At 42.2% G+C, this 13015-nt stretch carries 12 protein-coding genes and 1 pseudogene; all 13 read left to right on the forward strand.

Annotated features, from left to right (window positions below; genetic code table 11):
• The first annotated feature begins 3 nt into the window (after positions 1 to 3).
• Positions 4 to 1905 carry an AAA family ATPase gene (locus KQI39_RS11490; protein ID WP_216418510.1) on the forward strand — a complete coding sequence of 634 codons (1902 nt, stop codon included), beginning with the start codon at positions 4 to 6 and terminating at the stop codon, positions 1903 to 1905.
• Positions 1906 to 2038: 133 nt separating this feature from the next.
• Entirely contained in the window at positions 2039 to 2161 is a 123-nt protein-coding gene (locus KQI39_RS17590; protein WP_256443746.1) for a hypothetical protein, read from the forward strand.
• 22 nt (positions 2162 to 2183) lie between these two features.
• Positions 2184 to 2300, forward strand: coding sequence for a putative holin-like toxin (locus tag KQI39_RS17380; RefSeq protein ID WP_243115541.1), 117 nt, complete (start codon positions 2184 to 2186; stop codon positions 2298 to 2300).
• A gap of 273 nt (positions 2301 to 2573) precedes the next feature.
• Positions 2574 to 2756, forward strand: coding sequence for a hypothetical protein (locus tag KQI39_RS11495; protein ID WP_216418512.1), 183 nt, complete (start codon positions 2574 to 2576; stop codon positions 2754 to 2756).
• Positions 2757 to 2783: 27 nt separating this feature from the next.
• Positions 2784 to 4481, forward strand: coding sequence for a recombinase family protein (locus KQI39_RS11500; RefSeq protein WP_253293155.1), 1698 nt, complete (start codon positions 2784 to 2786; stop codon positions 4479 to 4481).
• Positions 4482 to 4536: 55 nt separating this feature from the next.
• Positions 4537 to 4620 (forward strand): annotated as a pseudogene (locus KQI39_RS11505) (Maff2 family mobile element protein); the annotation flags it as partial.
• Between the two features lie 4 nt (positions 4621 to 4624).
• Positions 4625 to 5497 (forward strand): VirB6/TrbL-like conjugal transfer protein, CD1112 family, encoded by an 873-nt coding sequence (locus KQI39_RS11510; RefSeq protein WP_005426566.1) that lies wholly within the window; start codon positions 4625 to 4627, stop codon positions 5495 to 5497.
• 14 nt (positions 5498 to 5511) lie between these two features.
• The gene (locus tag KQI39_RS11515) at positions 5512 to 5940 is read left to right on the forward strand and encodes a PrgI family protein (protein ID WP_005426563.1); all 429 of its coding nucleotides are present in this window, start codon (positions 5512 to 5514) and stop codon (positions 5938 to 5940) included.
• Positions 5941 to 5995: 55 nt separating this feature from the next.
• A complete protein-coding gene (locus KQI39_RS11520) occupies positions 5996 to 8377 on the forward strand; it encodes a VirB4-like conjugal transfer ATPase, CD1110 family (protein WP_117640066.1) in 2382 nt (793 codons plus the stop codon).
• 27 nt (positions 8378 to 8404) lie between these two features.
• Entirely contained in the window at positions 8405 to 10459 is a 2055-nt protein-coding gene (locus tag KQI39_RS17385; protein WP_253293156.1) for a 3D domain-containing protein, read from the forward strand.
• The gene (locus KQI39_RS17910; RefSeq protein ID WP_253293157.1) at positions 10375 to 11244 is read left to right on the forward strand and encodes a C40 family peptidase; all 870 of its coding nucleotides are present in this window, start codon (positions 10375 to 10377) and stop codon (positions 11242 to 11244) included. Before KQI39_RS17385 ends, KQI39_RS17910 begins: the two co-directional genes overlap by 85 nt.
• A 12-nt stretch (positions 11245 to 11256) precedes the next feature.
• The gene (locus KQI39_RS11530) at positions 11257 to 11505 is read left to right on the forward strand and encodes a DUF4315 family protein (RefSeq protein ID WP_021652602.1); all 249 of its coding nucleotides are present in this window, start codon (positions 11257 to 11259) and stop codon (positions 11503 to 11505) included.
• Entirely contained in the window at positions 11489 to 12988 is a 1500-nt protein-coding gene (locus tag KQI39_RS11535) for a CD1107 family mobile element protein (protein ID WP_173722370.1), read from the forward strand. The genes KQI39_RS11530 and KQI39_RS11535 overlap by 17 nt, the downstream gene beginning before the upstream one ends.
• The last annotated feature ends 27 nt before the right edge of the window (positions 12989 to 13015 follow it).

A 13015-nucleotide genomic window follows, 5' to 3' on the forward strand; every position in this document is an offset into this window, starting at 1 on the left:
AAAATGCAGTATTCAGAAGAACAGGTCAGGCGGGCAAAATCCACTGACCTTGTTTCATTTTTACAGTCACAGGGCGAGAAATTAGTGAAAAGCGGGAAGGAATACCGCTGGATGGCTCATGACAGCCTGACTGTCCGGGGGAACTGCTGGTTCCGGCACAGCCGGGGGACTGGCGGTGGACCGATTGACTTTGTGATGGAGTTTTATGGGCTGACATTCCCGGAAGCAATGAAAAAACTGACGGGGGAAGAGGGAGAGGAAAGGCGGGTGGCGAAGGATGCCCCAAAACAGGGCATCCCCGCCCCTTCGCCTGATTTCCGGCTTCCAAGGAGAAACCGGGATGAAAAAAAGATACTGGAATATCTGACAAAGACCAGAGGAATCCAAGAAGATCTGGTAAAGGTATTTATTGGGAATGGCGATATTTATGAGGATGAAAAGCACCATAATATCGTGTTTGTCGGGAAAGACCGTTCGGGAATTCCCCGGTATGCCCACATCAGGGGAACGGAAGAAGAAAAATTCCGGGGAGATGTGGCTGGTTCATTAAAAGAGTACAGTTTTTGCTACAGAGGAAACAGTGACCAGCTGTATGTATTTGAAGCACCGATTGACCTTTTGTCTTTTATCCAGCTCTTTCCGAAAGACTGGGAACAGAGAAGCTATCTTAGCCTGGGCGGTACATCGGATAGGGCACTGACAGCCTTTCTTTCTGACAGCCCAAATATCACTTCGGTATTTCTCTGCCTTGATAATGACAAAGCCGGGGAGGAAGCGTGTGAAAAGATTGCCGGGAAAGAAGTTCCCTGTGAACGGATCATTCGCTTAAAGCCGGTTCTCAAAGACTGGAATGAAATCATCTGCCATCAGGAAGAAATGCGGGGAAGGAATCCGGTTGCAGATACGGTTGTGCTGAAAGCCCCGGAAAAAGAAGAGATCGTGCCTATGATTTATTATCAGGATGTGGAAGCCACATGTGTAGAATGGCTCTGGTTTCCCTATATCCCTTTTGGAAAGCTGACCATCATTCAGGGAAATCCGGGAGAAGGAAAAACGTATTTTGCCATGAAGCTGACCGCAGCCTGCACCAACCGGAAATATCTCCCGAATATGGAAGCGATAGAGCCTTTCAATGTAATCTACCAGACTGCTGAGGACGGAAAGGGAGATACCATTAAACCAAGGCTGATTGAATGTGAAGCCGACCTTTCTAGGGTTATGGTGATTGATGATACGGAAATTCCACTGACATTAATGGATGACCGGATTGAGAGAGCCATCCGGCAGAATAAAGTCCGTCTCCTGATCATTGACCCGGTGCAGGCATTTATCGGTGCGGATGTGGATATGAACCGGGCAAATGAAGTCCGTCCGGTATTCCGGAAACTGGGAAATGTGGCGGAACAGACCGGATGTGCCATTGTACTGATCGGGCATCTGAACAAAGCCTGCGGTACGCAGAGTACCTACCGGGGGCTGGGATCCATTGACATTATGGCAGCTGTCAGAAGCCTTTTATTTATAGGGAAGGTAAAGAAAGACCCGACAACGAGAGTACTGATCCATGAGAAAAGTTCTCTTGCCCCTCCGGGTGAGACACTTGCGTTTAAGCTGGGAGATGAAGAAGGTTTCCGCTGGATCGGTGGCTATGACATCAATGCGGACGATCTCCTGAACGGGAAAGAAGGAAAACCGACAGAGACAAAACTGGAACGGGGAACCAGGCTGATGGAGGAAATGCTGAAAGAAGGAAAAGAGATACCGCTGAAAGACATTCAGGAAAAAGCGGCTGCGATGAACATTTCATCCAGAACCATGCGTGATGTCCGTAACCGGATGGGGGAACGGCTTGTGTATGGGAAAGGAACAGGGCGGGAAAATACTGTCCGGCTCAAAGCAGATTAGGTGGCAGGATTTCTGGTTTAAAGGCAGGATTTTATAGATACCTTAATGCCTGCCACTCTGCCACTAAATATTTTCTTGTATGACAGACAGGAGAGATGGCTGTCTATTCATGGGGAAATATGGCAGATTATAATTGAAAACATTGGATATTGATGGTATGATAATTCCGTGGCAGAAATGCCATGGAAGAGTTACCCATGACGGGGTGGTAGCCTCCCGAACCTTACAGACCGAAGCCTTTATGGTGACGGAATAAACAGGAAGGGAGGTGCGTGATTATGACAGCTTATGAGATTTTGTCTCTTGTCATCGGCATATTGACTTTGTTGATTGCCTTTGGCAGCTTGATTGTTGCGTTTCTTGCCTTTCTTGACAGAAAGCACAAGAAGAAATAAAAATGCCTATCCTGTCTGCCAACAGGATAGGCGGTGTCCGTAAGGACAAATAACCATCTCGAGAGGCATCCACTTTGGAGTGGGTGCTCTTTCTATATCTAATGTACCACTAATCTGGTTTTTTATCAATGAAAAATCGAAATTTCATTATATTTTCATAAATCCGGCGGAGATTATTTGATTAAGAAAAAAATATGGAGTCAGTTATTGAGCAGTTAGTCTATGAAATATGGGTTAGCTGCTTTTTTTATGCAGAAAATGGAGGGGATTTTTATGGCAACAAAAAATAAGATTATAAATATCAAGGTGTTTTTTGATGGCGATCAGGATGCGTCACAGGTCTTTGCAGAGGTGATCGCACAGAAAATAAAGGACACGAAAAGGAAAGATTATCTTGCAAAAATGACAGATGAGGATTATAATGAACATGAGTTCAGTAATCTGAAATCTGCGTAGGATGTGCGAAAGGAACGGAGGTATCAGATGAACAACGCAATGATGTATCAAAACAGCAGACGAAAAGACAACTGTGATACATGGAGAGTCGGTATTTACTGCAGGCTTTCCAAGGATGATGAACTGAATGGCGAGAGTGCCAGTATTTCCAATCAGAGGGATATCCTGACGAATTACTGTAATTCGCAGGGCTGGCAGATCGTAGGGGTGTTTCAGGATGATGGGTACACCGGATTAAACACAGAGCGTCCTGATTTACAGAGACTTTTGCAGGCATGTGAAAAAGGCCTGGTCAATCTGGTTATCACGAAAGACCAGAGCCGTCTGGGAAGGAACCACGTACAGACCGGGTATCTGATGGAAGAATTTTTCCCGAAGCATGGTGTCCGGTATGTGGCATTATATGATAACGTGGACACGTATGCCGGGGATAATGAGATCGCCCCATTCAAGAACGTCCTGAACGAGATGTATTCAAGGGATATTTCCAAGAAAGTACATGCTTCTTACCATCTGCAGGCTACGAAAGGCAAGTTTACCGGTGTGGTTCCTCCTTTGGGGTACTTAAAAGACCCGGACGAAAAGGGGCATCTCCTGATAGATGAGGAAACGGCACCCATTGTCAGGAAGATATTCCAGTGGGCGGTGGATGGACGGGGAATCAATTATATTTCCCGGGAGCTGGAACGCCAGAAAGTCCCTTGCCCGTCATGGTGGCACCGGAAACGGGGGAACCGTACTTATTACACCAAATGGGAGCAGAAAGACCCGGAAAACGGGAAATATGTCTGGGATGAATCATACCTGAAAGACTTGCTCCGGAATCCGGTCTACTGTGGGGATATGGCATCCCAGAAGAGGTATTACCGGTTTAAAATTGGCTCACAGGGAGACAAGGCACCGGATGAATGGATTACAGTGGAAGATACCCATGAACCGATTATTTCAAGGGATACCTTTGAGCTGGTACAGGCGAAAATAAGATCGAGGAAAAGGCAGAATACCACTGGGGAATACAGCATTTTTGCGGGACTGCTTCGATGTGCGGAGTGCGGAGGGGCATTAACCATCCGCAAAACCAACAGCAAAGACCCACGTGAGATTTACAGCTGTTCCACTTACATCCATAAAGGAAAAGCACACTGCAGCCAGCATCGGGTGGATGCAGATGATCTGTACGATGCGGTACTTTCCAAAATCCGTGAATGCGCCAGAATTGCAGTCGGCGGATGTGAGGATATGGAAGAACGTGTCCGGGAACTTTGCTGTGAAGATGAACTGGATCACAGGGACAGTATTGAAAAACTGGCAGCGAAACAGAAAGACAGGCTGGAGTCCCTTGACCGGCTGATTGCCCGCCTTTATGATGACCTGATCAGTGAAAAGATTTCAGAAGCTACTTTTGATAAGATGCTGGAGAAAACACAGAAAGAGCAGTCTGAGATCAAACAGGAGCTTGTAAAAAATCAGAAACTGCTGGATGCAGAAGAAAAGCTGGATGCCCAGTCACAACAGTGGGCAGAAGATATTGGCAGCTATACAGACATCACAGAACTGGATGCCAATATACTGAACCGGCTGATCAGCAAGATTGTTATTTCAGAGCCGCAGGATGAGGGAAGCAATAATTCTCATGCGGTGGAAATGGAAATTCATTTTAATTTAAGTCCAATACCGGAGCTTGGAACCATCGAAAGAGGTTCCAGCTCCATAAGATATTTCTAATCTATCATATTTTTATCAATTTCAAGCCCATTCGGGCAAAAATTTTCTCATATTTGGCATTATACAGTTGATGGCGGGCGGTGGCATCGTACTGATTGGAATAAACCTGATTCCACAGCTTGCAACTTTGTTTGGATAAATAAATGGGTGGAATAACCGAAAAAATAACAGAGTTCATAAAGGATCTGCTAACAGGCTGGATCACATCAAACCTGGATACCATGTTCACCGATGTAAATACCAAAGTAGAAACGATTGCTACAGAGGTTGGGAAAACACCCCAAAATTGGAACAGTGGCATTTTTTCCATGATAAAAAATCTGTCGGATAATGTCATTGTCCCCATTGCGGGGATGATTATTACATTTGTACTGTGTTATGAGCTGATTTCCATGATTATGGAAAAAAACAATATGCACGATACGGATACGTTTATGTTTTTCAAATACATTTTTAAGATGTGGGTAGCGGTATATCTGGTTACTCATACTTTTGATATTGCGATGGCAATTTTTGATGTAGCGAATCATGTGGTATCCAATGCTGGCGGTATGATAACCGGTTCCGCATCTATTGATGTTACAGAAGCATTGAAAACGCTTCTTGAAACGCAGATTGAAGATATGGGAATCGGAGAATTACTGGGGCTTGGTCTGGAAACGATGCTGGTCAGTTTATGTCTAAAAATCATATCAGTCCTGATTACCGTCATTTTATATGGACGAATGATAGAAATATATCTTTATGTCTCTGTGGCACCTATTCCGTTTTCAACATTTACGAACAGGGAATGGGGAAGTATTGGAAATAATTACGTGAAGGCATTATTAGCGTTGGGATTCCAGGGATTTTTTATGATGGTATGTGTTGCGATTTATGCAGTTCTGGTAAATGCTATTACAGTTGCGGATAATCTTCATACAGCTATCTGGTCAGTTGCAGCATATACAGTTATTTTATGTTTCAGCCTGTTTAAGACCAGTTCCCTGGCAAAATCAATCTTCAATGCACATTAGGAGGAAACAAGAATATGGCATATGTTCCAGTGCCGAAAGATTTTTCAAAAATAAAGACAAAATTAGCACTGAATTTAACTAAAAGACAAATTATATGTTTTTCTCTGGCAGGAATTTGTGGTGTTCCGGTCTATTTGCTGACAAAAGCAGGACTGGGAACAGATGTGGCAGCAACGCTTATGATCATAGTGATGCTGCCATTTTTCTTTTTTGCAATGTATGAAAAGGATGGATTTCCAGCAGAGAAAATATTGCTTCACATTATCCGGCAGAAATTTTTAAGACCTGGAATCAGGGTCTATCGTTCCCAAAACTTATATGACCGGATTATAGAGTACGATAAATTAGAGAAAGAGGGTGCATGGCTTGAGAAAAAGGCAAAAGAAGCCAGGGAAGCGAGAAATCCGTTCCATTTCCTTAAAAAAGCAGACCGAAAAAAATAAGAAACAGAAAACCGGACTTACGAAAGAAGAAAAAAAGCGTCTGAAAGAACTTCGGATGATAAAAGCGGAGAATCAGAAGAAGAGGAAGCCTTTTACAGCGCAGGATACGATTCCATATAAGGAAATATATAAGGATGGTATCTGCAGGACAGATGATAACTATTATTCAAAGATGGTGCAGTTCTACGATATAAATTACCAGTTAGCGCAGAATGATGATAAAGCGGCTATTTTTGAGAACTATTGTGAGTTCCTGAATTCATTTGACAGCTCTGTTGAGGTACAAATTACATTTCTTAATCAACAGGTGAATTTTGATGAGTATGCAAAAAATATTGATATTCCAGAGCAGGATGACTGTTTCAATGATATTCGGAAAGAATATTCGGATATGTTGAAAATGCAGCTTTCCAAAGGAAATAATGGGCTTGTAAAAACAAAATATATTACATTTTCCATTAAGGCGGATAATCTGCGAAATGCAAAATCCAGGCTGGAGAGAATTGAAGCCAGTGTATTGAATAATTTTAAGGTGATGGGAGCCATGGCAGAGCCTTTAAATGGGGTAGAACGTCTGAAAATTCTGCATGATGTGATGAATATGGACACAAAAGAATCTTTCCATTTCCATTATGGGATGGTTGCAAAAACAGGTCTGCAGACAAAAGACTTTATTGCACCTACCGGATTTGATTTTCGCAATGACAGCTATTTTCGGATGGGACAGACTTTTGGATGCGTGTCATATTTACAGATTACATCACCAGAACTTACGGATAAACTGCTGGCAGATCTGCTGGATCTGGAAGAGAATCTTATCATCAATATGCACCTGCGTCCAATTGATCCCAAGGCAGCTATTAAAAGCCTGAAAAGTACGCTGTCAAATATTCAGAAAATGAAAATTGAAGAACAGAAGAAAGCGGTCAGAAGCGGATATGATATGGATATTATTCCAACGGACATTTCTACATACGGAGAGGATGTGGAGGGATTGCTCAATGAAATCCAGTCCAGGAATGAGAAACTTTTTGAACTTACTTTTTTGCTGATGAATACAGCGGACAATAAGAGAAAACTGGACAATATTGTGTATCAGACTGCAGGAATCGCCCAGAAATATAATTGCAATATACGGAGACTTCAATATCAGCAGGAACAGGGACTTGTGGCATCACTACCACTGGGAATGAACCAGACTGGAATACAGAGAATTATGACTACGACTTCTACAGCAATCTTTGTTCCGTTTACCACACAGGAACTTTTCCAAGGCGGTGAAGCTCTTTACTATGGCTTAAATGCACTGTCAAACAATCTCATTATGGTGGATCGGAAACGATTGAAAACACCTAACGGCCTGATTTTGGGTACTCCTGGTTCCGGTAAGAGTTTTGCAACGAAAAGAGAAATTCTCAATGTTTTCCTGATTACAGACGATGACATTATTATCTGTGACCCGGAGGGAGAATATTTTCCGCTGGTAAATGCCTTAAATGGTGAAGTTATTAAAATCAGTGCAAAAAGTAATGATTACATCAATCCTATGGAAGTGAACCTGGATGTTATTTATCATCCGGAGAAATACAGGATTAATGGCGATGTGGAGGATATTGATACCATTATTGCTGATAAAGCAGAGTTTATCACATCTTTCTGCGAGGTCATTATGAAGAAACCTCAAAATGCAGAATTAAATGGTGATGAGGTTTCCATGATTGACCTGTGTGTAAAAGACATTTATAAAAAATATCTTTACAATGATCCAAAACCGGAAAATATGCCGACTCTGCAGGATTTCTATGAACGTCTGAACTTTTATGCACCAGATAAACCAGCAGCACAGAACATTGCCAACAGTCTGCAGTTGTATGTAACAGGATCGCAGAATGTATTTAACCATCGAAGTAATGTCGATACGCAGAACAGAGTGGTATGCTTTGATATCCGGGAACTTGGAACCACACTACGAAAAGCAGGGATGTTGATTGTCCAGCATATGGTTTGGACAAGAGTATCACAGAACCGCAGTCGCAGGAAATCAACCCGTTATTATGTGGATGAATTTCACCTTTTGCTGAACCAGCCACAGACTGCTAATTATTCTATTGAAATGTGGAAGAGATTTCGTAAGTGGGGTGGAATCATTACAGGAATCAGTCAGAATGTAACAGATTTTCTTGGCTCTCTGGCAGTAGAAAGTATTGTGGGAAACAGTGATTTTATCCTGATGTTAAATCAGCACAGCGGGGATCAGAAGATCCTTGCGGAGAAATTGAATATTTCCAAGCATCAGATTTCTTTTGTAAATAACAGTAATGCAGGAGAAGGGCTGCTTTTTTACGGAAATGTAATCATACCTTTTGCAGACAGATATCCGCAGGATACCAGAACCTATGCTTTGATGAGTACTAAACCGGATGAGATTCAGACTTAACGGACAAAAAAGCAGAGGTGAGGTACATTGGGAAAACAAAAATATACGGCGAAAGAGAAGAAAGTCAGCCGTATGACCAGAAATGGTCTGGTTGAGGAAAATCTTGCAACAAAGGAGACCAGAAAAGTTACAAACAGCGATCAGGAGTTGCCTTATAAACAGAAGGATGTAGAACAGGCATTTATTACTTCTGAAAAGAAGAAAAACTCTCATAAAAAAGCTGAAAAGAAACAATTTTCCGAAAAAGTTCAGGAGGGAAATCCTGCCAAAAAAGAAGAGGCTGCAAACAGTCCTCCGGGAAAACGAAAAACACAGGGACGGTACAGATATCGGGACAAGCCTGCAGGTGTATCTGTGGATTCAGCGGTAGAAATACGTGAGCGCAAAGAAAAACACAGGAGCCAGTATCAGCGACAGAAAAAGAAACAGCAGAGACTGCAGTTTGGAAAACTGGAGACAGATGGAAGTCTGAAGAAAGAAAAGAAAACTTCGGCTGAAACAGATGGAGGACATTTTCAGGCAGAGAAGAATGATGTTTCTACAAACCGAAAAAAAGGAAAGCAGAAATATAGCCGAAAAACAATAAAAACTTATCAGGAAGTGGATAAGGCTGCAAGAAAACAGGAAGCTGAGAGGCAGAACAAAATTCCGAAAGATTCTGTTTATACCAAGAAAACAAATGAGGAACAGAAAGCAAAGGTAAAGTACCATTTATATTTCGACAAAAAAACAGGGAAAACGGATGGTAAAAAGAAAACCTTGTCTTCTGTTCCAAAGAAAGCATTAAAAAATGCAGTATATCAGAAAGCAGGCGAAGACGAAGAGGAAAACAGTGCTGTAGATGCAGCACATAAGCTGGTGCGTTCAGGTGAGTGGATATTACAGGAACATAGCAGTAGAAATATCCGGAAGAACCGCAGTCAGATACACAAAGAAAACCGTTTAGAGCAAAGAGCCTGGAAGAGTGCATCCAGGTATCAATATCAGAAATATCTGGAAGAACATCCAGAGATGCAGAAAAAGCTGATCAGAAAATTAATACAGAAGCAGAGGATTAAGCGAGAGTATCAGATGGCATACCGGGCTGGGAAGATTGCAAAAGAAACAAAAGACACCTCAATCCGGTCAGTAAATCTTGCTACTAAAATTGCAAGAAAGGCACAGGAAGTATTTGTAAGAAATGTAACTACTCTGATCTCAATGGGGTTGTTATTGATTTTGCTTCTTTCCGTAATGACAGGATTTGCTTCCTGTTCGGCTATGTTTTCTAATGGAATTTCTACGGTAATCGCTTCCAGTTACATTGCGGATTCGGACGAAATTGAAAAAGCAGAGTTGTATTATACGCAGTTGGAAGCCAGTCTTCAACAGAAAATAAACCAGATGGAAGCCCGGTATCCAGGAAAAGATGAATACAGATATAACATTGGTGAAATCGGCCATGATCCCCATACATTGATCAGTTATCTGACTGCCAGGTATGGGGATTTTAAGTTTGATGAGATAAAAGGAGAACTGGAAACAATTTTTTCTTTACAGTACGGAATCACCGTAGAGGAAAAAAGTGAAACCCGGCAGGAAACATCTACAATACAGGTAGGGCAGTCATTGGGAAATGTTGTGACCAGTGGATACTGTAACTGTCCTATCTGCTGTGGCGTGTGGAGTGGAGGACCAACTGCTTCAGGGGCAATGCCACAGGCTAATCATACGCTTGCGGTTGATGCTGCAAACCCATTTCTTCCAATGGGGACGAAAGTAGTGATGAATGGGATTGAGTACACCGTAGAAGATACTGGAAACTTTGCCCAGTATGGTGTCCAGTTTGATGTTTATTATGATAATCACGCAGTAGCTGAGGCACATGGTCATCAGACCTGGGAATGTTTTCTGGCAGAGGGCAATCAGAACTCTGTGGAAGTTACCCGTACAGTAACTGCAGATGTACTGAATGTTTCTGTTCAGGCAAAACGCTTAGAAGTGTTATTCTGTCCAGAATGGAAGAGGATGAGCAGGAAATTTATGAAGAGGTCTATTCCAACAGAGGAAATTTACAGACATATAAAACTCCGGTTGAGTTAAACTGGTATGCCTATATCAGTACCTATTATGGGTATTCTGTAAACAATGGAACCGGGCAGACACAACTTCACAGAGGTGTGACGGTTAATGTACGACAGGGAACAGAAGTGAAGTCAGCGATGAATGGTTTTGTTGTAGATGTAGGATATAGCGGAACTTTTGGAAATTATGTAGTTACGCAGGATAAAAAAGGTGTGCAGATTAAATACGCTTATCTGCAGAGCATTTCGGTAGCAAATGGTCAGGAAGTAACAACAGATACTGTAATTGGTACAACGGGAAGTACAGGAAGTGCAACCGGAAGCCAGTTATATTTGGAACTGGTCAAAGATGGGGAATATTATAATCCTGTTTTTTATATCAGTACCGGAGATAGCGGGCTGTATGGTGGAGGCGGCAGTTATGATGATGAGACTGTGCGGAGATTATTTGCGGAAGCAGACAAATATCTTGGTATGCCGTATGTATGGGGCGGTTCCAGCCCGGAGACTTCTTTTGACTGTTCTGGTTTTGTAAGCTATGTGTTTACCAATTCGGGTGTCTGCAATATGGGAAGACTTACTGCACAGGGAATTTATGACATTTGTATGCCTGTATCACCAGAAGAAGCAAGGCCAGGAGATATTATCTTTTTCACTGGGACGTATGATGCGGGAGAGCCGGTTACCCACGTAGGAATTTATGCCGGAGATGGACAGATGATCCATTGTGGAAATCCAATTCAGTATACGTCCATTAATTCTGCATACTGGCAGTCTCATTTTTATGCTTTTGGCAGGCCATAAGGAGGGGCGTATTTGAACATTGAACGAATAAAAGAAGAACTTGCAAGAACCTACGTTAAGATTGAAAAGCTACAGAAAAAAGCAAGGGATCTGGAAGAACAGAAGAAACAGGCAGAGGATATGGAGTATCTGAAAATTATCCGAAGCAATGGAGTTTCCGCAGAGGAACTTCAGTTGATGATTGATATCAGCAAGGAGGAACAAAAAAAGATATTGGAAACCAGAGAAAAGGAGCAGACAGAAAATGAAGAAATTTCATAAAAGAGCAGCTGTATTTTTAACCGCAGCTACGTTAGCAGGACTTCCGGCAGGAGCTTTCTTTTATAGTTCGCCCGGAAGTCTGACTGTATGGGCAGATAATGTAGAAGTGGAATCATCAGAAGAAAGCAGCCCGGAAGATGTTGATTTTTCAGATGGATCAGAAGTTGAAATTCATGCAGATCCAGTGGAACAGGCACAGGAAGATGCAGGAAATGATGTGACGGAAACACCGGAAGTAGGGATTACCTTTACAGAACCCGAAGGCTGGCAGACAGATACGGCAACCGTAAAAATTCAAGTGGAAGATACAAAGAATACAGGTGCTTTTTCTATTGCAAAAGTAGAAGCAAGACTTTCAGAAAATGGAGGATGGTCAGACATAACCGGAAATATGGAAGTATCCATCTCTTCTAATTGTAGTGTTTATGTGAGAGTTACCGATCAGAATGGAAATACTTATGAGCAGAATCGTTACATAGAGTGTTTTGATAAAACCAAACCAACTATTATTGCGGCTGCGAAGAATGGGATACTGATCGTGCAGGGAGTTGATGCGGAATCGGGAATTGCTGCTTTGTATGTCAATGGAAATGAATTCACAGAACTGACGAATAATACGTTAAATGTCCGTTTGCAAAAAGCGGATACTTCCTATGAATACTTTACCCTGCAGGCAAAAGACAAAGCAGGAAATATGTCAGAGATCTATAAAGTAGGAAACCCTTATTATGAAAATCCAGATGCAGTAAAAGAGAATACAGAGGTTTCCGGAACGGAGCAGAATGCAGCTTCTTTGCCAGCCGATGGAACTGCAAGTAAGCCCACCAGTGCTACGGCAACCGTAACGGAACATCAGACAACGAACGAGACTGCTACTGCACCAACAGAACCAGAAAACACAGGAAATGAAACGGATACAGAAGCAGATACCGGACGGGTGCAGGGAGAAAGTTATGCTTCCGGCATGACAACAGGAACAGTTCAGGACAAAGGGGGAAAGGAATTTTATACGATCAAGACAAAAAGTGATAAGGTTTTTTATCTGATTGTAGATAAGGATAAAACGGATGAAAATGTTTATCTTCTTACAGAGGTAGGCGAAAATGATCTTTTGAACTTTACGGATACCAACATGGTCACACTTCCACAGAACCAGGCTATTGCAGAATCCGCACTGCCACTTGAAACAGAGAAGATCACAGAGACACCGGAACCAGAAGTTACGATCATACCGGAAGAAAAGGAAGAACCTGAGAAGAAAAGCAATAATTCCGGCACGATTTTATTAATGCTGCTGGTTCTGGCAGGAGTTTGTGGTGCTTACTATTATTGGAAATTTATGAAAGGAAGAAATACTTCTTTTGATTATGAAGAGGACGAGGACGACGATGAGGAGGAAGAAGATACAATTCGTGAGGATGATGAAGAATTAGAAGAATATGAAATGGAAGGTGAAGTAGAAGACGAAGAATCAGAGGAATAACTTTGTTTCACTTAATTACAGCGACAG

It is taken from the genome of Blautia sp. MSJ-36 (genome assembly GCF_018917985.1).
Taxonomy (GTDB): Bacteria; Bacillota; Clostridia; order Lachnospirales; family Lachnospiraceae; genus Blautia_A.